The organism is Comamonas sp. AG1104 (assembly GCF_003350425.1).
Taxonomy (GTDB): Bacteria; Pseudomonadota; Gammaproteobacteria; order Burkholderiales; family Burkholderiaceae_C; genus Comamonas; species Comamonas testosteroni.
In genome coordinates, this window is sequence record NZ_QQAS01000005.1 from 426,490 (window position 1) to 448,265 (window position 21,776).

Sequence of the window (21,776 nt, forward strand, 5' to 3'; positions counted from 1 at the left end):
TGGGGGAGCTGCCTCCCCGCGCTAGAGCAGACATCCAAGTACTCGCATATCCCCGCCGTCTGCGGCGGTACTTCGCAGTTCACAGATTGTCATCATGGCCAGTTGGCTCGGAGCCCGGCTGGTCGCCCCACGCAAGGTGCAAGTTACGCGTTTCACGGAACGTGTACAGGTGTTTTACAGTTCCACCCGAGCTTCGCGCCGTACAGCCTGTGGCGGCATGCCGAAGCCGCGCAGGAAGGCTTCGCGCATATGGCGCCGGTCACGAAAACCCGTCTCCCGAGCAATCACCTCCAGCGGATGCCGACTGCCCTCAATCATCAGCCGCGCGGCTTCAAGCCGAAGGCCCTCCACGGCTTTGGCGGGGGACTGGCCCGTCTCGGCCGTGAACACCCGGCTGAACTGGCGTGGACTCAAGCTGGCAGCCTCGGCCAGCTCTTCCACACTCAGTGCTTGAGAAAGGTTGCGCCGTGCATGCTCCAACGCCTGCTGGATACGGTCTGACTTGGGTGCCAGCTTGAGCATCTCCGAGTGCTGTGACTGTCCGCCCGAGCGGCGCTGGTGCATGACCAAGCGATGTGCAACCGACCGTGCAACCTTCGCGCCCAGGTCTTTTTCCACCAGCGCTAACGCCAGGTCGATCTCCGCTGTCATACCGGCAGAGGTCCAGATCGGTCCGTCGGCGATGTAGATGCGGTCGGCCTCAATCTGCGCCTGTGGGTGGCGCTGCTGCAAGGCCTCGGCCCAATACCAGTGCGTGGTGGCGCGGCGTCCGTCAAGCAGGCCCGCGTCGCCCAGCAGGAAAGCGCCCGTGCACAGACCGGCCACGCGCCGCGCGGATACCGCCACCTTGCTCAGCAACCGGATCAGTTCCGGTGCCGGAGCGAAGTCCCTTGGAGTGAGGTTGCCCGCAACCAGCCAGGTGTCTGCCCTGCTGTGTACGGTGAGGGGCTTTGCCTGCAATGCAAGCCCGGCCGAGGCTCGGGCCGTACCACTCATCGCATAGGTTTCCACCTCATAGAAGGGCTTCTCCACCATCAGGTTGGCGAGTTCGAACACGGCCTGGGTGGCCAGCGCCATGACTTGGAAGCCTTCCGGCAGCATGTAACCGATGCGGTGCATAAGGAACGTCCTTTCCAATGTCCTTTTTCATGACTATATACGTCATTTACGACAAACCCCGCACATCGCACCATTGAGGCCATGGACAACATCCATCAACCTCAAGGAGTTTCACCATGGCACAAACCCATCTCGGTACAGCTCTCATTACCGGGGCGTCCAGCGGCATCGGTGCGCTATATGCAGAAAAGCTCGCTCAGCGTGGCTATGACCTGATCCTGGTCGCCCGCAACCGCGAACAGCTGAACGTGCTGGCGAGCAGCATCAGCACTCGCACCGGCCGTGCGGTAGAAGTCCTGCCGACCGACCTGAACAACCGCGCTGAACTGGCGCGCGTGGAAGAGCAATTGCGCACGGACGCCAGCATCACCTTGCTGGTCAACAACGCGGGCATGGGCACACATACGCCCCTGCTGCACAGCGACGTTGAAAAGATGACCCGCATGGTCGATCTGAATGCCACGGTACCTATGCGGCTGGCCTATGCGGCGGCTCCCGGCTTCGTGGCTCGCGGACGTGGAGCGATCATCAACATTGCTTCCGTCGTCGCCATCTCCCCAGAGACCCTGAATGGCGTCTACGGCGCCAGCAAGGCTTTTGTGCTGGCCTTCAGTCAGTCGCTTCAGCATGAGTTGACCGACAAAGGTGTTCGGGTACAGGCAGTGCTGCCCGGTGCTACGGCCACGGACTTCTGGGCCATCGGCGGATTGCCGGTAGAGAACCTGGATGCAAGCATCGTGATGAGCGCCGAAGACCTCGTCGATGCCGCATTGCTGGGGTTTGAGCGTGGAGAAAAGGTATCCATTCCCTCGCTGCATGCTGGCGAGAAGTGGGATGCCTATGAGAGCGCACGCCGAGCTATGGCCGGCCAGTTGTCCAGCAACATCGTCGCCCAGCGCTACGCCGCTGCGCACTGACTATCGCAAGGAGCCCATGTCATGAAAGCCGTTATTGCAGCTTATGCGCGCTCGCCGTTTCACTTCGCCCGCAAAGGCCGCTTGGCCGAAATGCGGCCGGACACGCTGGCAGCCCAGGTCGTACAGGGTTTGTTGAAGCGCTCGGACCTCGATTCTGCACTCCTGGAGGACGTGATCCTCGGCTGTGCCTACCCCGAGGCCTCGCAAGGCAACAATCTGGCGCGCATCGTCGGTCTGCTGGCCGGCCTGCCCGAAACCGTGGGAGGCATGACCGTGAACCGGTTTTGCGGCTCGTCGATGCAGGCCGTGCATATTGCCGCAGCACAGATCGAGGCCGGCATGGGCGACGCCTTCCTCTGCGTGGGTGTCGAATCCATGACGATGGTTCCGCAGGGCGGCTTCAACTTCTCGCCGAACCCCCAGTTGCAGGCAAATACCGACGCCTATATTTCAATGGGCGAAACAGCGGAAAACGTCGCGCAGAGATGGGGAGTGAGCCGCGCCGACCAGGAGTTGCTAGCACTGCAATCCCATCTGAAAGCCGCCGCTGCTCGCGACCAGGGTCTGCTGATCGATGAAATCGTGCCTATTCTTTTACCGGATGGAGAGCTGCTGGATGCAGACGGCTGCATACGCCCCGCCACCACACTGGAGGCACTGGCCGGGCTCAAGCCCGCCTTCAAGCCTGATGGCGTGGTCACGGCGGGCACATCGTCGCCGTTGACCGATGGCGCTGCTGCTGTGCTGGTCACCCGTGACGATTTTGCCGAACGCCATGGTCTGCAGGCACTGGCGCGCATCCGCAGCTTCGCGACCGTGGGAGTGGACCCGGCGATCATGGGCATAGGTCCGATACCTGCCGCACGCAAGGCGCTGGCCCGTGCAGGTCTCACTGTGGCCGATCTGGATGTGGTTGAGATCAACGAAGCTTTTTCGTCGCAGGCGCTGGCCTGCATCCGAGACCTCGGCCTGGACATGGCAACCGTGAATATCGACGGCGGCGGGCTGGCCATCGGTCATCCACTTGGCGCCACTGGTGCGCGTATCACAGGTAAGGCAGCTGCCTTGCTTGCACGACAGCAGGGACGATATGCCCTGGCCACTCAATGCATCGGCGGTGGGCAAGGTATTGCTACGGTGCTGGAGAGACCGTGAGCTCATATCGACAGAGACCAAGACTTCAACCCCACTCAAGGAAACCATGATGCTTCGTAGCACCGAAACCCTGGAAAGTCTGTTTGAACGCCAGCGCGGCACACTGCCCGATACCTTTGGCGCGCGGCCGCTGACACTTGCCGAAGGCCGCATGACCATGGAGCTGACTATTGAGCCGTGGATGATGGCACCCAACGGCTTTCTACATGCCGCCACTCAGGTGATGCTGGCCGACACCTGCGCCGGCTATGCGACGCTGGCGCATCTACCGGAGGGCGCGAAAGGTTTCACGACACTGGAGCTGAAATCTAACTTCCTTGGAACTGCGAAGCAAGGAGTCTTGCACGTGGAGGCTGTGGCCGAACATCTGGGCAGGACAACGCAGGTGTGGTCGGCCACCTTGTTCGATGACAAGGGACGTAAGCTATCGCTATTTCGTTGCTCGCAGATCGTTCTCTGGTGACTGGGCCCTTGCCGCGCTTGAGTCAGCAGCCTAAAAACATCCGACAGAAATCGATGGTTCCCAGGGTGCTGACGGAGCGCAGCACGTAGGCCAGGCTTTCGCTGTGACCTGCGATCCGCACGAACTGCCAACCTCTGTGCGGAGGTCAGCCGAGTCGACACCCAAGGTACTTCCCCGAGTACGCAGGAACCGGAATACCTGCGCCGCACATTCCGACGGCCCGAGCTCCGCCAGGAGTTTCACGCTGGAGCTTCGGCCGCATGAACCGCACCTATGCAGGCCACGAGCCGCTCAAGGGCGGCACACAAAATCCCTTGGCACTCCCCGCCGGTGCGCGCTCGGGGAGTATGCGGACTGTTTGCACCGCCCTGCCCTCATCGATTGCGCAAAGGCAGTGAGCTAGCTTGCCTCGATCAGGCCCATCAAGACCTGACCCACATCGGCCTCCACCTTGAAAGCCAGCAGTGCATCCGCCCTTGTCACACCTTGATTGATGGCCACGATGGACTTGCCCTGCTCATGCGCTGCCAGCGCAAAGCGGTAACCCGAATACACCATCAATGAAGAGCCGGCGATCAGCACGGCGTCGGCCCTGGCCACGGCAGCCATGCAGGTCTGCACGCGTTCACGCGGCACGGTCTCGCCAAAGAACACCACATCGGGCTTGATCAGGCCCGTTGCGCAATGTGGGCAGGCCGGCACGACAAAACGACTGAAGTCCTGGTTTTCCAGATCGGCGTCGCCATCAGGCGCCGGTGCAGCATACAGCTGGGCCCAGGCCGGGTTCAGTGCCAACAGCCGCTGCTGCAGGTCGGCGCGGGAAGAGCGCTTGTCGCAGTCCATGCAGCGCACGGTGTCGATGCGCCCGTGCAGGTCCACGATGTTCAGGCTTCCGGCCGCATCATGCAGGCCATCGACGTTCTGGGTGATCAGCAGCTCCATCCTGCCTTGCTGCTCCAGTCTCGCCAGCGCCTGGTGGGCGGAACCGGGGCGCGCCTGGCCCATCACGCGCCAGCCCAGCATGGAACGCGCCCAGTAGCGCTGACGCACCAGCACATCGCCAATGAAGGCCTGATAGGTCACGGGCTGGGGGCGCTTCCACTGTCCGTTGCGGTCACGATAGTCGGGAATGCCGACTTCGGTACTGCAGCCGGCGCCGCCAATGACCACCACGCGCGGGTGCGCATGCAGCCAGTCCTGCAGGCGCCACAGCGCCAGAGCGTCCACACAATGGTTCACGGCTTCACTCATTACAGCAGCGGTGATGTCAATCGGGCCACGGAGCCGATCAGCCGTCGTCGCAGTCCTTTTTCGCTGCGATACTGCACCATTCGAGCCTGACCCAGGTCGGCCTCGAACTGGGCAGCGATGGCCTGATTCAGCTCTGGCCCATAGCCGATCACACAGACCTCGTAGTTGAGGAAAAAGCTGCGATAGTCAAAATTGGCTGTGCCGATCATTGCCATATTGTCATCGACCACCAAGGTCTTGGAGTGCAGCATGCTGGCCGCATATTCATAGATATGCACACCACAGCGAATCAGCTCGTCAAAATAGGAGCGCGCAGCGGCCGTCACCAATAACGAATCCGACTTCTTCGGCACCAGAATGCGGACCTCCACACCGCGCAATGCAGCATTGGTGAGAGCCGTCAGCGCACCTTCGGTCGGCACAAAGTAAGGCGTGGTAAGCAAGATGCGCTGCTGGGCCGCGTTGATGGCCGCCAGATAGGCGCGGTAGATGGCGTCCAGCTGGTCGTCAGGCCCCGAGGTCACAACCTGCATGGGGATGGGGCCGTCTTCGCAATCGGGCAGCAGATCATCAAGATCGTCGGGCAGCCGGTGCGGATCGCCGCTGCGGGTGTAGGCCCAGTCCTCGAGAAACACTGTCTGCAGCCAGTTGACGACGGCGCCTTCGACCCTGACATGCACATCGTGATAGGCATCGTCACAAATGCGCTCGTTCTCTTCATCGGTGACGTTCACGCCCCCCGTAAAGCCCACTTTTCCATCGCAGACCAGAATCTTGCGGTGGGTGCGGAAGTTGATCACGGGTCGCAGTCGACGCCCTATCTTGGCGTCGTGAAAGCGCAGCACCTCCGCCCCGGCCTGCTGTAGCGGCTCCAGAAACTTTCGCCCCAGCTTCTTGGAGCCCAGAGCATCCACCAGCAAACGCACCTGCACGCCTGCACGTGCTTTCTCGATCAGCAAATCACGCAAGGCCGTGCCAGTCTGATCGGGCTCGTAGATGTAGTACTCCAGATGCACATGGTGGCGTGCTGCACTCACGGCCTCGGCAATCGCATCAAAGGTCGCGGCGCCCCCAACAAGCAACTGCATGGAGGTGGCCGTGCTTACCGGGAAATCGCTGGTCATGCCAACCAGCCGCGCCACCTGACGCAGGCGTTCCTGCCGGGCCGGAATGCGTTCCCTGAGCTTTTGCATGCTGTTGCGCACACGCGAACGCTTGCGCGAGCGCAGCCGCTTGATACGCTGGCGTTTCATGCGTTGCGGACCGAAGTAGTAATAGACCAGCAGGCCCACCACAGGTAGTGCTGCCATGGACAACAGCCAGCTCAGCGTGGCAATCGGCTGGCTGCGCTGCAGCAGAATCCAGATGCCTACCACGACGACATACAGCGACCAGCCCACGGACAGCCAGAGCTTGACGCTCTCGTGGCTCAGCTGCATTGCTATCCAGTCCAATTGCGCACTCCTGTTGTTCGATGAACCATCACCACCATGCCCTCGCAGTATGGCAGCGGCATGGCAGACTGCGGCGGTCCGCCTGGCCGGGGAAACACCCTCCAGCAGGCGCCATGCTTTTGTACCGCGCTACAAAGAGTATATTGATACGCATGATTTCCGAACTCATCACGACTCTGGCCCAGGCCCGCAAGGCCGCCCGCATCACCCAGGCCGATCTGGCCGAACGTGCCGGTCTGTCGCGCATGGCCGTACAACGCACTGAAACCGGCGATGTCGACCCGCGCTTTTCCACTTTGCAGGAAATGGCCCGTGTGCTGAATATGGAGCTGATCGCCGTGCCGGCCGAGCTGCACGCCCAGGTGCAGGCACTGATTCAGCCCCAGACCGACCAGACGGGTGCAGCCGACAGCATCGCCAGTCCGGTGACCAGCCAGGATTCACCTTGAAGTCTTACGTATTGTTAACTTGAGAGCCCTGTTTGCTCGGCCACAATGGCCCGAGGTTTTTTTGCGCGACATTCAGAGGTTTGAGAGATGGCGATTCACAACTGGGATTACGCACCGGAGGCACTGGAGGTACAGGTCAGCGAATTGTTGCTGGCCACGGCAGATCGAAGCGACGAACTGGTGGATGAAAACGTGCGTCTGGTCCTGCAGGAGCTGCGCCAGCACCTCAATATGGAGGTGATTTTTGTCTCCGAGATCCGCAACGGCCAACGTATGTTCCAGCATGTCGATACGGCCCCCGGCAAGGAATTGATTACTACTGGCGGCGGCGGCCCTCTGGAAGAGTCGTTTTGCCAGTGCGTGCTCGACGGCGTTCTGCCCGGTCTGGTCCATGACGCTGCCACCCACCCGGCCTTTTCCAAGCTGCCGGCAACTCCTTTTCGTGTAGGTGCACATCTGAGCACCCCTATCGTGCTGGCCAGCGGCAAGGTCTACGGCACGCTGTGCTGCTTCAGTCAGGCCGCCGATGAAAGCCTGACAGCCAAGGACCTGCAAAAACTCGAATGCGTGGCCAGGATCACGGCCAGGCGAATCGATATCAAGCAGGCCCAGCAACTGCAGCCGCTTGAAGAAAAGCGCACGTCTTCCGGCCCGGCTTCTCCCGGAACGCGCTGAAAACAGGCCCTCCGGGAGGAATCCAGCTCAGCTCGCGACCACGCGGACTTGGCGCTGCTCACCCGCGTGGGACGGCTGCCGATGACCACGCCCAGCCCCACCTTCCAGTCCACCTTGGTCGCGTCGGCGCTATCTGTATGGCGTCATCGGGCCCGCTGATGGCCGTGACTGCTTTCATGAACAGCACCGGATCGGCCACCTGGACCACATACAGGGCAGCCTGCGCCTGGAGGCCGATGCCGACGACGCTGATCTGGAGCAGATCCTGAGCGACCTTTGACCTGCACCAAGCGTCGCGCCCCGGCAACGGGAGCCATCAAAGTGATCGATACACCCTTCTCTACTGAAGATGGCTCGAGTCCATTTGCAGAGAAGCACCCGGATTAGCATTCACAGCTGACTCCGATCACTCTCTCCCTGAGGCCTTGAGACCCGCCCGATGAGCTCACCCGCCCCGCCGTCCTTGCCGCAAGCCGAGCGGCCACGCCCACGCCATCTGCGTGAACTGTTCTGGTCACTGACCTTTCTGGCCTTGCAGGGTTTTGGCGGCGTGCTGGCCGTGGTGCAGCGCGAACTGGTCGAAAAGCGCCAATGGCTGAGCAATGAGGAGTTCATGGAGGACTGGGCTGTGGCGCAGATCATGCCCGGGCCCAATGTGGTGAATCTTTCCATCATGCTGGGCGAGCGCTACTTCGGCTGGCGCGGTGCCATCGTGGGGCTGTGCGGAATGCTGACGTTTCCCATGCTGGTGGTCATCAGCCTCACCCTGGTCTACACCCAGTTCGCGACCAACCCGGCCGTGGCCGGAGCCCTGCGCGGCATGGGCGCCGTGGCGGCAGGGCTGGTGGCGGGCATGGGCCTGAAGCTGGCCGGCACGCTGCGCAAGCACCCGCTGGGCAAGTGGTATTGCGCAGGGCTGGCCATCGCAGCCTTTGTTCTGGTGGCCGTGCTGCGCCTGCCCCTGTTCTGGGCCTTGCTGCTGGTGGGCGCAACAGGCTGCGTGCTGACCTACCGGAGGCTGGCATGAGCCCGCTGGTGATCAATCTGCAGACCGTGGACTGGCTGCATCTTTTTGCCTATTTCCTGACGCTGTCGCTGATGGCCGTCGGTGGAGCCATCACCGCCGCACCCGACATGCACCGCTATCTGGTCGACGGCAACCACTGGCTTTCGGAAACCCAGTTCACCAGCTCCATCGCCATTGCCCAGGCCGCCCCCGGCCCCAATGTGCTGTTCATCGCCCTGCTGGGCTGGAACGTGGGACTGAATGCGGGTGGCGGCACCGGCCCTGCGGCCTGGGGTCTGGGAGCACTGGGTGTTGCCGTATGCATGGTGGGCATTTTGCTGCCCAGTTCGCTACTGACCTGGCAGGCCTCGCGCTGGGGTCAGCGCAACCGGGACAAACGCGGCGTGCGCGCCTTCAAGCAAGGCATGGCTCCGCTGGTGATCGGTCTGCTGCTGGCGACAGGCTGGCTGCTGGGCAGCGCCAGTGGCAATCCTGGCAAGGACTGGAAGCTATGGCTGCTGAGCCTAGCATGCACATTGCTGGTATGGCGCACACGCATTCATCTGCTGTGGCTGCTGGCTGCCGGTGCGGCGCTGGGTGCGCTGGGCTGGGTGTAAAGCAGTACCGCCAAGCTCCGGGTTCGGCAGATCAGGCATCAACTGCCAAAGCAGTCTCTTTCCTGAGGCCGCTGTTGGCTCCAATGCCTGCCTACTCGGGACTATCCAGCAGCAAGGGCAGCACCTGCGCCGACGGCATGGCGATCACCTGGTCCGCCACCGAGTCCAGCTCGCTTGCATGTGGGTTGATGACGACCACTCGCGCCTGGTTGCGCCGTGCGATCTTGGCCAGACCTGCTGCCGGGTAGACTGCGCCCGACGTGCCGATCACCAGCATCAGCTGACATTGCTCTGCCGCCTGCTCTGCCCTGGCCCAGGTCTGGCTGGGCAGAGACTCGCCAAACCACACGACGGCCGGCCGCAGAACATTGCCGCAGGCGGCGCAATGAGGCGGCTCCCCCGGGACAGCCTGCTCCAGGTCGCAGGACGCACAACGGCGATTGAGCCAGCGATTCCTGCTCAGCTCTCCATGCAGGCTCAGCACATCTTCACTGCCCGCCTGCTGGTGCAGGCCATCCACATTCTGCGTGATAAGTGTCATTCGACCGGGATGCAGCCTTGCCCAGCGCGCCAGTGCCAGGTGCCCCTCATTGGGAGCCACCTTGGCAACCAGCGCACGCCGGTGCTCGTACCAGCGCCAGACATGAGCCGGATCGCGGCGGTACCCCGCCTCGCTGGCCATTTCCTCAGGCTTGAACTGGGACCAATACCCGTTTGCATCCCCCCTGAAAGTGGGCACTCCCGACTCGGCGCTGACACCGGCCCCGGTAAGCACGGCCAGTCGCTGCGCCTCTCCCAGCCAGCGACGCACGCAGGCAATCGCCCCCGAGGACGCCGAAGAATTGTCAATAAGTGCTTGAACCAAGGCTATAACCTCAAAAATCGAGTTGCAACGTGGAATACTTGAATTCCTCTGCGGAGCTTCTTCTTTGCCTGATATTGCACCACACCAGCATATGAACGAATCGGGCCAATTGTTCGCACTTCAGCAAGCCATGACGCCTGCAGCATTGGCATGGGGTCTTGTTGATGTCCAGACATTGGAACTGCGCTTTGCCAATCGGGCATTGCAGCGCCTTCTGCAACCCAGCCATCAGGCCCACGGCATACCCGAGCGCGAGATTCTGGAAACAGCCAGGCTCGCGATCAGGCAGTGCATGGAAACAGGCCTGGAGACGACTGCAAGCTTGCCCGACCACCCCGGACTCTGGCATTTTTCACCGATTCACGGCGCCGGCACGACAGAAGCGGTGCAATGCTATGTATTGCCAACCGAATCCTCGTTTCGCGAACCTGATGACGAACTCGGGCTGGGACATGTCAACCGCTTTGAGGCCTTTCTGGATCACCTGCCCTACCAGATCTGGATTGCAACACCCCACGGAGAAGTGACCTGGCTCAACCGGGCCCTGCATGAATACGCCTACCAGGAAGTACGCCCCTTAAGCCTGCGCGAAGGCATCTGGATTGATATCGTGCATCCCGACGATCTGGCGACCGTCAACACCGGGCTGTCACGCGCCCTGATCACCGAAAAATCGACAGGATACCGGCTGCGCATCAAGCGCCATGACGGCCAGTACCACTGGTTTTTTTCGTCGCTGTCTCCCTTCAAGAATGCGCAGGGCAGGATTCTCTACTGGGTCGGCGCGAACCTGGGCATAGACAGCGTCCGGCAATCCGAGAATCAGCTGCGCGACCAGATCACCACACTGAGCCACCAGCTGAGGCTCAAGCAGCAGGCGCTGGATCAGGCCGAGACCTACCTCGCCCAGGCCCAGAAGATGGGCATGGTGAACCAGCTGTCTGCCGGTGTCGCACATGACATGAAGAACCTGCTTTTCATCACCGGCCTGCATGCCGGCATGCTGGAAAAGCAGCTGGGTGAGCCCGAGCAGCTCGAGCATGTGGATGTGATACTCAACACCATTCAGAAAGCAGGCAGCCTGGCATCGCATCTGACGGGGTTCAGCAGCCGCAAATCCATGCAGCTGGCTGCCGCCGACCCCCGTGCACTGGTGCAAGACCTGGAGCCGCTGCTGAGCAAGGCCGTCGGCCAGAACGCTGAACTGCAGCTGCATATGGCGTCCAGCATCTGGCCCATCAGCGTGGACAAGCTGTATTTCGAGAACTCGCTGATCAATCTCTGCATCAATGCGCGTGATGCCACCGAAGAGCAAGGCCAGATCACGCTGACAGCGGAGAACGTGCTGCTCAAGCGTGCCAGCCATGCGGGCGACTACGTGATGATCAGCGTGGCCGACAACGGCATGGGCATGAGCGAGGAGATCAAGGCCCGCATCTTCGACATGTTCTTCACCACCAAGCCCGAAGGCAAGGGCGCGGGCCTGGGCCTGCCCATGGTCAAGAACTTCATGGACCACGTCCAGGGCCTGATCGAAGTGGAAAGCACTCCAGGCCTGGGCACCATCGTGAGCCTGTACTTTCCGCGCGCACAACCGGTCGTCCCGCAGATCCCGCAAGCCTCCGCCCCTGCGGGCCGGCAGGAAACGATTTTGCTCATCGAGCCCGATCTGGCCACGCGCAATGCCATGGCCCAGGTGCTCTACGGACTTGGTTATCAGGTCGTGACCGCATATTTGCCCGAAGTCGCGCTGCGCTATATCAACAGCGGCATGAAGGTGGATCTCATCATTGCCGCCGATGAGTTTTCCGGTGCCTTGAGCATCGCAAAAATGCAGGAAAAGCTGGCCCGGGAGCATGTTCTCATTCCGCTCATCCTCATGACAAGCAGCGAAGAGGCCGAAGTGCCACATGCTCAGGAATGCCGCTATGTGGTGCTGAGCAAGCCCATGGATATTGGCGAGCTGGCACGCACCGTACAGCGCATGCTGCATCCGGACTTCACGACGCCTGCCGATCTGCCGGCCGTCTGAGAGCGGTTCGGACGCACGCAAAAAAAGGCGCCACTGCTCTCGCAGTCGCGCCTTGCTTTCGCTTTCAGCGGCTGGACCAGCCGGCTCAGGCCTTGATCGCCACGGCCGCTGCCAGACGCTGGCGCAACGCCTCATACAGGCATACCCCGCTGGCGACAGACACGTTCAGGCTTTCCACCGCGCCCTGCATGGGGATGCTGACCAGCGCATCGCAGGTCTTGCGGGTCAGCTGGCGCATGCCATCGCCCTCGGCCCCCAGCACCATCGCTGTCGGGCCGGTCAGATCCATCTGGTAGAGATGCTTGTCGGCATCGCCGCTGGTACCGATGATCCAGATGCCGCGCTCCTTGAGTTCCTTGAGCGTGCGCGCCAGATTGGTGACCATGAAGTAGGGCACGGTCTCGGCCGCACCGCTGGCCACCTTGGCCACAGTGGCGTTGATGCCGGCCGCGTGATCCTTGGGAGCGATCACGGCATGCACGCCGGCGCCGTCTGCTACACGCAGGCAGGCGCCCAGATTGTGAGGGTCGGTCACGCCGTCGAGCACCAGCAGCAGCGGGGCCTTCACGCCTTCATCTTCCAGGTCGTCGAGCAGCTCGTCGAGCGTGCGCGTGTCCTTGACTTCTTCCACGCGTGCAGCCACGCCTTGATGGCCGTGAGAGCCAGCCAGCTTGGCAATGCGCAGGGCATCGGCCTCGATCAGACGCACCCCGGCTTCCTTGGCGCGCTCCAGAAACTGGCGCATGCGCGCATCGCGACGCGAAGCCTCGAAATAGACTTCGATGATGGACTGAGGGGCGGTCTTCAGACGCACGCCTACGGCGTGAAAGCCGAAAAGAACTTTGGGGGACGACATGGGGCCACATTATCCCGGCGTTTGCGGCAGACCTGGGGCTCGCAGGGCCATGTCTGGGCTGGCAGCTGAGGTTTTTCATTGCCGCTACACTGCGCCCCCAACGGACGGCCCCCCATTCATCAGGCAGAACCGGCATGGCTTTTGCCGAGTGCAAGTCTTTACATGAAGCCGCGCAGCCGTCCAGAACGACTGGCAGCAGGCTTGCCCTGCAGCTCCCCCGGCATTCGCGTACAAGATCTCCTCATGCCCGGCATGACGAGATTGGCGCGCGTGCATCCTCTTCCAATCCCTTAACAAATACCCTGCATGCTCAAAGCCTTGCTCGATTGGTTCAACCGCACCAGCCTGGTGCTGCAGATTGTGATTGCCCTGGTTCTGGGCGGCCTGGTGGCCTGGCTGTGGCCTGCTGCCGCCCAGCCCGCATCCTTGCTGGGCAGTCTGTTCATTGCCGCCCTCAAGGCAGTGGCCCCGGTGCTGGTCCTGCTGCTGGTCATGGCAGCCATCAGCAGCCACCGCCCGGGCCAGGAAACGCAGATCAAGCCCGTGCTCTGGCTGTACGTCATCGGCACGCTGGCAGCGGCCTGCGTGGCCGTGGCAGCCAGCGCGCTCTTTCCCTCGGTGATTCACTTTCGTGAAGCGCCCAAAGTCCAGAGCGTGCCCGGCGAGATCAGCCAGGTGCTGAGCACCGTCGTCCAAAGCCTGTTCGACAACCCCGTCAATGCATTGCTGAACGCCAACTACATCGGCATTCTGGCCTGGGCTATCGCGCTGGGCATTGCACTGCGCCACGCCACGCCCACCACCCGCACCATGGTGGAGGACTTTGGCCATGCCATCACTCGCGTGATTCAAGGCGTGATTCGCCTGGCCCCCTTCGGCATCTTCGGCCTGGTCGTCGCCACCTTCTCTTCCGGCGGGCTCGATGCACTCAAGGACTACGCCCATCTGCTGGCCGTACTGGTCGGCTGTATGGTGTTTGTGGCATTGGTGATCAACCCAGTCATTGTCTGGACACAGACTCGCCGCAATCCCTACCCGCTGGTGCTGACCTGCCTGCGCGAAAGCGCAGTGACCGCCTTCTTCACGCGCAGCTCGGGAGCTAATATTCCCGTCAATCTGGCCCTGGCTCAGAAGCTCCGGCTCGACGAGAACACCTACAGCATCTCCATCCCGCTGGGCGCCACCATCAATATGGCCGGCGCGGCCGTCACCATCAGCGTGCTGACGCTGGCCGCCGCCCATACGCTCAATATCCCGGTGGACATCCCCACGGCCATATTGCTGTGCGTGGTCTCTGCGGTCTGTGCATGCGGCGCCTCGGGCGTACCCGGTGGCTCGCTGCTGCTGATTCCTCTGGCCTGCAGCCTGTTCAACATCCCCAACGATGTGGCAATGCAGGTGGTGGGTGTCGGCTATGTGATTGGCGTGATCCAGGACTCGACCGAGACAGCCCTCAATTCCTCGACCGACGTGCTGTTTACGGCAGCCGCCTGCCGCGCGGCAGAGCGCAGGGCCGGGCTGGAAGTCGCGCGCATCTGAGGCTTGAGCTCAGAGACTACTGATTTAATAGCTACAAGCGTTTATTTGATGAGCGCCAAAACCCCAAAAGGCCTGTGTTCACACAGGCCTTTTTGTTTTCAGACAGAGCGCCCGGCTTCTATGGTGATGCTGCGATCGCATTGCGCCGCAATCTCGCGGTCATGCGTAACCAGAATCAGGGTCGTGCCGCGCTCGCGGTTGAGTGCAAACATCAGCTCCATGATGGTCTGGCCCGTGGCGAAGTCCAGGCTCCCAGTGGGCTCGTCGGCCAGCAGCACGGCCGGCTCCACCACAAAAGCACGCGCCAGGGCCACGCGCTGCTGCTCGCCGCCCGACATCAGCCTGGGATAGTGATTGAGACGCTGACCCAGGCCCACACGCTCCAGCATCTGCGCGGCGCGCGCCCTCGCATCGCGCTGCCCCGCCAGCTCCAGCGGCAGCATGACGTTTTCCAGAGCCGTGAGATTGCCCAGCAACTGAAAGCTCTGGAAGACAAAGCCCATCTTCTGTGCCCGCACCGCCGCCCGGTCGTCCTCGCTGAGTGCAAACAGATCCTGGCCCAGCAAGCGGACCGTGCCGCGGCTGGGGGTATCGAGACCGGCCAGAATCGACAGCAAAGTACTCTTACCCGAGCCCGAGGCCCCCACAATGGCAACAGTTTCGCCGGCCGTGAAACTCAGATTGATATCCCGCAAAATATCCAGCACGCCTGTGGAATCGCTCACCGATTTGGACAGTTGCTCAACGGCAATCAAAGGAATGGCAAGAGTTGTGGACATGAATCAATTGGATAGCAAAAACGTCAAGAGTCGCAGCCAGCACTTTGCGCTGCAGCGTCGTCACTGTATCGCTGTTGCTCTGACGCTCGCCATTTCAGGGGCTTGCGTCGCGGCAGCAGCCTCATCGCCTGCCAGGAACAAAGAGCCGGCCAAGGCCGCCGCCAGCGCGAAACCCGGCCCGGTGCTGGTGCTTGGCGATTCTCTGAGCGCCGAATACGGCCTGACGCGCGGCAAGGGCTGGGTGCAGTTGCTGCAGCAGCGCATGAATGACGAAAAAAATCCGCGCAAGGTGGTCAATGCCAGTATCAGCGGCGAGACCACGGCCGGCGGCAGAGCGCGCCTGGCGTCGCTGCTCAGGCAGCATGAGCCGGGCATCTTGATTCTGGAGCTGGGCGGCAACGATGCATTGCGCGGCCTGGCGCTGCAGAGCACGCAGCAGAATCTGGAAGTCATGATCAAGGCCGCCAGGGAGGCCGGGGCCCAGGTGCTGCTGGTGGGCATGCAGGTACCGCCCAACTATGGAGCGGCCTATACCGAGCAGTTTGCCGATATGTTCAGGAGCATTGCCGACGCGCAAAAGCTGCCGCTGGTGCCGTTTCTGCTGTCGGGCATCGGCGATGCGGCTGATGCCGAGCGATGGTTTCAGAGCGACCGCATTCACCCCAATGCCCAGGCCCAACCCCAGATGCTGGCCAATGTCTGGCCCAAGCTCAGGCCCCTGCTGAAGTAAGCGACGGCCGCGCGGCCTCAGTCGCCGCCACCTCCGCCATCACCGCCAGAGTCCCCGCCGTCCGAGCTGCAAGCACTCTCGTTGCTGCCCGAGCCGCAAAAATAGCTGTCGTTGAAGACGTCGCGGCCGTCCTCGCGGCTGCTCGCCGAAGTCCAGGTCAGCTGCGAATCGGTGCTGTGGCCCGAGGCGCCTGGCTGGGGCGTAAAGACTTTTTTCAACCAGTTCCAGAACTCCATGGCATCCCCCTCATTGCGCCTCAAGCAGGCTCCTCCTTGCTTTCGGCGCGGACGCTGGCTTTATAGGCATGCCAGCTGGCGCAACCCAGCAGCGGCCCGATGACGATCAGACCTGCACTGTAGAAGAGCAGCGAGACCGCGATCAACACGGTGATGATCAGCCCCCACAGCAGCATCACACCCGTGTTGGCCCCCACCACGCGCATGCTGGTGATGCAGGCCGTCAAGGCATCGGTATCCAGATCGAGAATGGCGGGCAGTGAAACCACCATGCTGGCAAACACCAAGGCTGCAAATATCCCGCCAACTGCGGTGTAGCCCAGCAGGAACGCCCAGTTCTCGGGCCGCAGCAGGGTCTGCAGCAGGGTTGCCGTACTGGGCATACCTGTGTCAAACGAGATGGCGAACACCACCATGGCGGCGCGCCCCCAGAGCATCTCCAGCACCATCAGCACCATGACCAGCATGCCCATGCTGGCCAGATGCTTGTCCCAGCAGGTCAAGGACTGCGACAGCAGCACGGGCTTGCCCTGCTCCAGCTGCTTGCTGACGTAGTACAGGCCCATGGCCAGGAAGGGGCCGACCAGCAGACAGCCGCTGGCCATGGACATCAGATATTCGGGGCTGGCGCGAAACACCCAGGCCATCAGACGCGCCATGCCCCAGAAACACAGGCCGTAGAACAGCGCAATCATGGGTGCGCGCCGCACATCGCCAAGGCCGAGCAGCAGCCATTGCCAGGGCTCTCTCCAGCGCAGTTGCAGAATCTGCAGATTACCGGACTCGGCCTTGACCTCGGAAACAGGGGAAGCTTGCATGCGAGACCCTCCTTGTCGCCCATGCCGCGCCTCGGTGGCGGCAACTGACAGGAACAAGTTACCCGCTCAACCCTGAATCTGCATTGCGGAAAGCCCGCATGTCAGCCCTCGCATTTTCACTATAAAAACAAGAGCTTATAGCGCCTATCAAATATTGATTTCAGACAATAATGATAATGAAATCGTTTATTCACAGGCGCTTAAAGCTCCTAATTAAATAGCATCAACCAAAGGCCTTGAGCAGCGCCTGGGCCAGATCAGCCTGCAAATCGGCCGTATCTTCGAGGCCGATGGCAAAGCGCACCACGGTCCCCGCCTTGATATGCGGTGTGGCACGGCTGCGCATCTCGGGCAGCTCGTAGGGCACGACCAGGCTCACAGGCCCGCCCCAGCTGTAGCCCAGCTTGAACAGGCGCAGGTTGTCGCAGAAGCGATCCACGGCCGCCTGATCGAAGCGCTCGTCGATGACCACACTGAACAGACCGGCAGCCACGCCATCCTGGCCCTGGCCTTGTGCGCACAGCTGCTTCCAGCAAGCATGGCCAGGGGCGTCAGGCATGGCGGGGTGCAAGACCTGCGCCACAGCACTCTGGGTGGCCAGCCACTGCGCCAGCTGGCGTGCCGAGCGATCCTGTGCGTGATAGCGCAGGCCGATGCTGGGCAGGCTGCGCAGCACGGACTCTGCGTCGTTGCCGCTCACGCCCAGACCCAGGCGCATGTGCGCGAGCTTGATGCGCATATGCAGGGGCTGGTTGCGCGTGATGATGCTGCCCATCAGCACATCGCCGCCGCCGCTGGGGTACTTGGTCAGGGCATGGGCCGTGACATCGACGCCCAGGCTGCCGTCGCCCAGCAGGTCGAAGGGGCGAAAAGCCAGGCCCGCGCCCCAGGTGTTGTCCAGCACCATGGTCACGCCCCTGGCGCGGCACAGGCGCACCTGCTCGACGAGATTCGGGAACTCCATGGTCACCGAGCCCGGAGCCTCCAGCCAGACCAGCTTGGTAGCCGGCGTGATCTTGGCCGCCAGATCCTCGACGCTCATGGGGTCGTAGTACTGATGGCGAATGCCGAAATGGGCCAGCTCGCCCTCGGTCAGCGTCTTGTTGGGACCGTATGCGTTATCGGGCACCAGCACCTCGTCACCCGTCCTGAGCAGCGCCAGCGACACCGTAGCAATCGCGGCCAGGCCGCTGGGCACCAGCAGACATTGCAGACCGCCCTCCAGCGAGGCCAGACGCTCTTCCAGGGCATAGGTCGTGGGCGTGCCATGCAGGCCGTAGGTGTAGCTGCTCTTGTCCAGCCAGCGGCGTTCGCGCATCGCCTGCACGTTCTCGAAGTACACGGTCGAGGCCTTGTGCACGGCCGGCTGCGGGCCTTCGAAGTCCGTGGGTGGCTTGTAGGGATGGTGGATCAGATGGGTGGAAAGCTTGTGGTCGGCTTGGGTCATGCCCTGATCTTAGTGCCATGCAGCCACAAAAAAGCCAGAGGGCTTGCGCGCTCTGGCTTCATGCGAGATGCAGACTGAAAGGTCTCAGCCTGCCTTCACGGTCAGATTGTTGTTGACCGAGGTCACGCCCTTGGCTGCCTTGGCGATATCGCCGGCCTGGGTCTTGACAGCTTCGCTGGGCACGGTGCCGGTCAAGGTCACTGCGCCGCCCTTGGTGTCCACATTGATCTGCAGAGCGCTGATTTCCGGGGCCTTGATCAAATCGGTCTTGACGGCAGCGGTGATGCCAGCGTCATCGAGGGCAGCACCCGCCTTGGCAGCGCCTTCCTCCATCTTGTTGCCTGCCTTTTCCATGGCGGCACCAGTAGCTTCACCAGCCTTTGCCAATGCATCGGCAGCTGCATCGCCGGCCTTGGCCGTACCTTCTTCAATCTTGCTGCCTGCATTTTCCGCAGCCTTCTCGGTCTGGGAAATGGCGGAATCGAGCTTCTGGCCAGCGGTCTTGTTGTCGTCGGACTTGCCGCAGGCAGCCAAGCCAAAGGCCAAGGCGGTAATGGCCAGAACTTGAGCGGAACGCTTGAACATAGTGGTCATATCGATTTCTCCCTTAATGCTTGCAAAAACATGACGGTCAACTGTAACCAGCCACCATTTTGGCCCGGATACGAACTTTTCCCGCATCCCTGTAGGACAAATTTGTCCGAATTTGTGACATTTAATTAATAAATGTTTTCTTCTGTGATTTACAGAAACTCTATGCAAGCCATGCACTAATCCGCAACCCCTTGCATGCGCGGATGGCGCGCAAATGCCAAGCCCAGCAGGGTAGCCAACAGCATGACAAAGCAGGCAAACAGGCTCACGGCCAGCTTCACGCTCCAGTGGTCGGCAATCCAGCCCACTGCCATCATGGGCAGCATGGATCCCAGCAAACCGATGGTCTGATAGGTAGACAACATGCCCGCCCGGTTATCGGGCCTGGCAAGACGGCCCACCATGGTCATGCCGGCCAGCATGCACAAGCCATGTCCCAGTGCCGTCAAGCCCACGCCCAAGATGAACAGCAGCGTTGATTGCAGTTGCAGATTCAGCAACAGCATGCCGTTGATCAGCACCAGCAGCGCCATGCCGGCAAAACCGCAGCGGTGCAGCGGCAGGCTGGCAGCCACCAGCTGAATGCCCGCAGAGACGAGCAAAATCACCGCAATGGCCGTACCGCTGACCATAGGGCCGCTCCAGGGGATCATCTGCTGCAGAAACAGCGGCGCCATGGAGGCATACAGTCCGAATACGCCGAACGCCACGAACGGATAGCCGCAGGTCAGTGCAAAAGCCAGGGAATCCTCGCGCACAGGCCAGGTCAGCCGCGGCAGACAGTCCCGCCAGTGCAGACGTTCGGGGGCCTGTCCCAGTTGGTCCACATCCCGCTGCACCGACTCCGGCAGCTTGAGCATGACAACGCCCGCCACACCGATGCAGCCCAGCACCAGCGGCACCAGATAGGCCGTCGTCAAGGGCTGAGGCAGCCACTGCCCCGCCATGCCACCGATCAAGGGCCCCAGACCAAAGCCCAGCACATTGAGAAAGCTGGCCACCATGGCCACGCGCCGAGGCTGCAGACCGGTACTTCCGCTGGCAGCCAGCAGTGTCAGCCCCGTGGTGGCGCTGATGGTGATGAGGCTTGACGACACCCCCACCATGAAGCGCCCGACGATCAGACTGGGCAGATTCCAGGCCAGCATGGAGATCAGGGTGCCCACCAGCGTCAGACACAGGAAACACAGCATCACGCGCTGAAAGCCGATGCGGTCGGGCAGGCGCCCCAGAAACAGCAGGGCGCACAGCCCGCCGCACATATAAAGCACATAGATCAGCGAGATATCGCTGGGCCGCAACTGCCAGGCCTGCTGATAGAGCGCATAAAGCGGACTGATCAGCGCCGCCCCCAGCACTCCCACTACCAGGCCGAAACCCACCCACCAGACCGAGGCCTGTGCCGTTGTGGCGCCGGCCTGCCATGTATTGCTTTGCGACATTTGCTGCCTCTTGATCGGGCCGGGCCTGCGACAGGGTCAGAGCGCTCAGGCGTTCGTCCTGTCGCGCCGTCAGAGCGGGCCAGCCACCTGCGTGTGATGAGAACATTGTCTGCACAGCCGCATCGGCACGCATAGGCCAAACAAAGGATATATGCCCCAAACTATTTGCTGCCAAGCACAGGGGGCTATGCTTTTTGACGATCAAAACCAGTACGTCAACGCATCAAACACCCGTCGCTATACTTTGCGCCCTAATGACAGCAGGATTTCCCGGCATGCGCCTGAACGTTTTTTTGCGCCCCTTGGTCTGTTTGAGTCTGCTTGGCCTTGCCGCCTGCGGCAGCAATCCCCCCAGCCCCGCAGCGACACCCGAGCCGCCCACCGCAACCACGTCAGCCCCCCCGATCAAGATCGGTCTGGCGCTGGGCGGCGGTGCGGCCAAGGGCTTTGCCCATATCGGCGTCATCAAGATGCTCGAGGCCAATGGCCTCACGCCCTCGTTCGTGGCCGGCACCAGCGCCGGCAGCGTGGTGGGTGCGCTCTATGCAAGCGGCATGAACGCCTTTGAGCTGCAGGAAAAAGCCGTGGCGCTGGACGAGGCCAAGATCCGCGACCTGCAACTGTCCGCTGGCGGTCTGGTACTGGGGCAGAAGCTTGAGGACTATGTGAATGAACAAGTCCACCGCAAGCCGCTGGAGCAGATGACCAAGCCCTTTGTCGCCATCTCCACGCGCCTGGAAGACGGTGAACGCACGGTGTTTGCACGTGGCAATGTGGGACAGGCCGTGCGCGCCTCCAGCAGCGTGCCGGGCGTGTTCCAGCCCGTCACCATCGGAAAGTACCACTATGTGGACGGCGGCATTGTCAGCCCCGTGCCGGTCGATGCCGTGCGCAATCTGGGGGCCGACATCGTGATTGCCGTGGACATCTCCAACAAGGCCAGCGGCAAGACCCCGGCCAATATGCTGGGCGCGCTCAATCAGTCGATTGCCATCATGGGCCAGAAGCTGGGTCAGGCCGAGCTGGCGCGAGCCGACATCATCATTCGTCCCAAGGTGCTGGACATCGGCCCGGCCGACTTCGCGCAGCGCAGCCATGCGATTGTGGAAGGCGAGAAGGCCGCCACTGCACTGATGCCGCAGATTCGCGAACGCATCGCCCAGCTGCGCGCCGAACGCGCCAAGGCCACTCAGGTAGCGCAGCAAAAGGCCGCCGAAGCCAGCTATCAGGACTGCCTGAAGCAGCGCTCCAGCCTTCAAAAGCTTTCCGGCATGGTGGGCATGAGCGGCAACTGCGAAAAGCCCTGAGCTGAACCTGCCCCATGAAAAAGGC

22 protein-coding genes are annotated in these 21,776 nt (G+C 61.9%); 11 read left to right on the forward strand and 11 right to left on the reverse strand.

Annotation, left to right across the window (positions count from 1 at the left end; translation table 11 throughout):
• Positions 1–174 precede the first annotated feature (174 nt).
• Entirely contained in the window at positions 175–1,119 is a 945-nt protein-coding gene (locus DFO48_RS16635; protein WP_054075060.1) for a GlxA family transcriptional regulator, read from the reverse strand.
• A 116-nt stretch (positions 1,120–1,235) separates the two neighbouring features.
• On the opposite strand from DFO48_RS16635, the gene DFO48_RS16640 reads away from it, so the two are divergent.
• Genes DFO48_RS16640 through DFO48_RS16650 form a run of 3 tightly spaced genes read left to right on the forward strand, consistent with a single transcriptional unit; the run spans position 1,236 to position 3,654 of the window.
• Positions 1,236–2,036 (forward strand): SDR family oxidoreductase, encoded by an 801-nt coding sequence (locus DFO48_RS16640; RefSeq protein ID WP_003077779.1) that lies wholly within the window; start codon positions 1,236–1,238, stop codon positions 2,034–2,036.
• A gap of 21 nt (positions 2,037–2,057) precedes the next feature.
• Complete coding sequence (locus DFO48_RS16645; protein ID WP_114864138.1) at positions 2,058–3,191, forward strand: thiolase family protein; 1,134 nt, start codon at positions 2,058–2,060, stop codon at positions 3,189–3,191.
• A 46-nt stretch (positions 3,192–3,237) separates the two neighbouring features.
• Positions 3,238–3,654: a PaaI family thioesterase gene (locus DFO48_RS16650; RefSeq protein WP_003077786.1), complete on the forward strand. Its 417-nt coding sequence runs from the start codon at positions 3,238–3,240 to the stop codon at positions 3,652–3,654.
• A 399-nt stretch (positions 3,655–4,053) separates the two neighbouring features.
• Here the strand turns inward: DFO48_RS16650 and DFO48_RS16655 are convergent, their stop codons facing one another.
• Together DFO48_RS16655 and cls are read right to left on the reverse strand one after the other, a co-directional pair.
• Positions 4,054–4,905 (reverse strand): NAD-dependent protein deacetylase, encoded by an 852-nt coding sequence (locus tag DFO48_RS16655; RefSeq protein ID WP_114864139.1) that lies wholly within the window; start codon positions 4,903–4,905, stop codon positions 4,054–4,056.
• Entirely contained in the window at positions 4,905–6,344 is a 1,440-nt protein-coding gene (gene cls / locus DFO48_RS16660) for a cardiolipin synthase (RefSeq protein ID WP_370449590.1), read from the reverse strand. The genes DFO48_RS16655 and cls overlap by 1 nt, the downstream gene beginning before the upstream one ends.
• 167 nt (positions 6,345–6,511) lie before the next feature.
• Here cls and DFO48_RS16665 point away from each other — a divergent pair, with 167 nt between their 5' ends.
• The 4 genes from DFO48_RS16665 to DFO48_RS16685 all read left to right on the forward strand — a co-directional run bounded on the left by DFO48_RS16665 (position 6,512) and on the right by DFO48_RS16685 (position 9,106).
• Entirely contained in the window at positions 6,512–6,808 is a 297-nt protein-coding gene (locus tag DFO48_RS16665) for a helix-turn-helix transcriptional regulator (protein ID WP_114864141.1), read from the forward strand.
• Between the two features lie 87 nt (positions 6,809–6,895).
• Positions 6,896–7,483, forward strand: a complete 588-nt coding sequence (locus tag DFO48_RS16670; RefSeq protein WP_114864142.1) for a GAF domain-containing protein — start codon at positions 6,896–6,898, stop codon at positions 7,481–7,483.
• Between the two features lie 439 nt (positions 7,484–7,922).
• Positions 7,923–8,510, forward strand: coding sequence for a chromate transporter (locus DFO48_RS16680; protein WP_003077805.1), 588 nt, complete (start codon positions 7,923–7,925; stop codon positions 8,508–8,510).
• Positions 8,507–9,106 carry a chromate transporter gene (locus DFO48_RS16685; RefSeq protein WP_114864143.1) on the forward strand — a complete coding sequence of 200 codons (600 nt, stop codon included), beginning with the start codon at positions 8,507–8,509 and terminating at the stop codon, positions 9,104–9,106. The genes DFO48_RS16680 and DFO48_RS16685 overlap by 4 nt, the downstream gene beginning before the upstream one ends.
• A 91-nt stretch (positions 9,107–9,197) precedes the next feature.
• Here the strand turns inward: DFO48_RS16685 and DFO48_RS16690 are convergent, their stop codons facing one another.
• Positions 9,198–9,971 (reverse strand): NAD-dependent deacylase, encoded by a 774-nt coding sequence (locus tag DFO48_RS16690; protein ID WP_114864144.1) that lies wholly within the window; start codon positions 9,969–9,971, stop codon positions 9,198–9,200.
• 91 nt (positions 9,972–10,062) lie between these two features.
• On the opposite strand from DFO48_RS16690, the gene DFO48_RS16695 reads away from it, so the two are divergent.
• Positions 10,063–12,003 carry a hybrid sensor histidine kinase/response regulator gene (locus DFO48_RS16695; protein WP_114864145.1) on the forward strand — a complete coding sequence of 647 codons (1,941 nt, stop codon included), beginning with the start codon at positions 10,063–10,065 and terminating at the stop codon, positions 12,001–12,003.
• Positions 12,004–12,088: 85 nt separating this feature from the next.
• On the opposite strand, the gene rlmB is transcribed toward DFO48_RS16695, so the two are convergent.
• Positions 12,089–12,859: a 23S rRNA (guanosine(2251)-2'-O)-methyltransferase RlmB gene (rlmB, locus tag DFO48_RS16700; protein ID WP_114864146.1), complete on the reverse strand. Its 771-nt coding sequence runs from the start codon at positions 12,857–12,859 to the stop codon at positions 12,089–12,091.
• 306 nt (positions 12,860–13,165) lie between these two features.
• Between rlmB and sstT the strand changes: the two genes are divergently transcribed.
• Positions 13,166–14,398, forward strand: a complete 1,233-nt coding sequence (sstT, locus tag DFO48_RS16705; protein WP_003077814.1) for a serine/threonine transporter SstT — start codon at positions 13,166–13,168, stop codon at positions 14,396–14,398.
• Positions 14,399–14,496: 98 nt separating this feature from the next.
• Here the strand turns inward: sstT and DFO48_RS16710 are convergent, their stop codons facing one another.
• Entirely contained in the window at positions 14,497–15,177 is a 681-nt protein-coding gene (locus DFO48_RS16710) for an ABC transporter ATP-binding protein (protein WP_003077816.1), read from the reverse strand.
• On the opposite strand from DFO48_RS16710, the gene DFO48_RS16715 reads away from it, so the two are divergent.
• On the forward strand, positions 15,176–15,907 hold the full coding sequence (locus DFO48_RS16715; RefSeq protein WP_114864147.1) for an arylesterase: 732 nt from the start codon (positions 15,176–15,178) through the stop codon (positions 15,905–15,907). The genes DFO48_RS16710 and DFO48_RS16715 overlap by 2 nt on opposite strands.
• Before the next feature lie 17 nt (positions 15,908–15,924).
• Here the strand turns inward: DFO48_RS16715 and DFO48_RS16720 are convergent, their stop codons facing one another.
• The 5 genes from DFO48_RS16720 to DFO48_RS16740 all read right to left on the reverse strand — a co-directional run bounded on the left by DFO48_RS16720 (position 15,925) and on the right by DFO48_RS16740 (position 20,444).
• Complete coding sequence (locus DFO48_RS16720) at positions 15,925–16,143, reverse strand: hypothetical protein (RefSeq protein WP_114864148.1); 219 nt, start codon at positions 16,141–16,143, stop codon at positions 15,925–15,927.
• Between the two features lie 20 nt (positions 16,144–16,163).
• Complete coding sequence (locus DFO48_RS16725) at positions 16,164–16,961, reverse strand: DUF2189 domain-containing protein (protein ID WP_114864149.1); 798 nt, start codon at positions 16,959–16,961, stop codon at positions 16,164–16,166.
• 223 nt (positions 16,962–17,184) lie between these two features.
• The gene (locus tag DFO48_RS16730; RefSeq protein WP_114864150.1) at positions 17,185–18,408 is read right to left on the reverse strand and encodes a PLP-dependent transferase; all 1,224 of its coding nucleotides are present in this window, start codon (positions 18,406–18,408) and stop codon (positions 17,185–17,187) included.
• Positions 18,409–18,492: 84 nt separating this feature from the next.
• Positions 18,493–19,002 (reverse strand): BON domain-containing protein, encoded by a 510-nt coding sequence (locus DFO48_RS16735; protein ID WP_003077826.1) that lies wholly within the window; start codon positions 19,000–19,002, stop codon positions 18,493–18,495.
• Positions 19,003–19,178: 176 nt separating this feature from the next.
• Complete coding sequence (locus DFO48_RS16740) at positions 19,179–20,444, reverse strand: MFS transporter (protein WP_114864151.1); 1,266 nt, start codon at positions 20,442–20,444, stop codon at positions 19,179–19,181.
• Between the two features lie 275 nt (positions 20,445–20,719).
• On the opposite strand from DFO48_RS16740, the gene DFO48_RS16745 reads away from it, so the two are divergent.
• The gene (locus tag DFO48_RS16745) at positions 20,720–21,751 is read left to right on the forward strand and encodes a patatin-like phospholipase family protein (protein WP_003077831.1); all 1,032 of its coding nucleotides are present in this window, start codon (positions 20,720–20,722) and stop codon (positions 21,749–21,751) included.
• Positions 21,752–21,776: the final 25 nt, after the last annotated feature.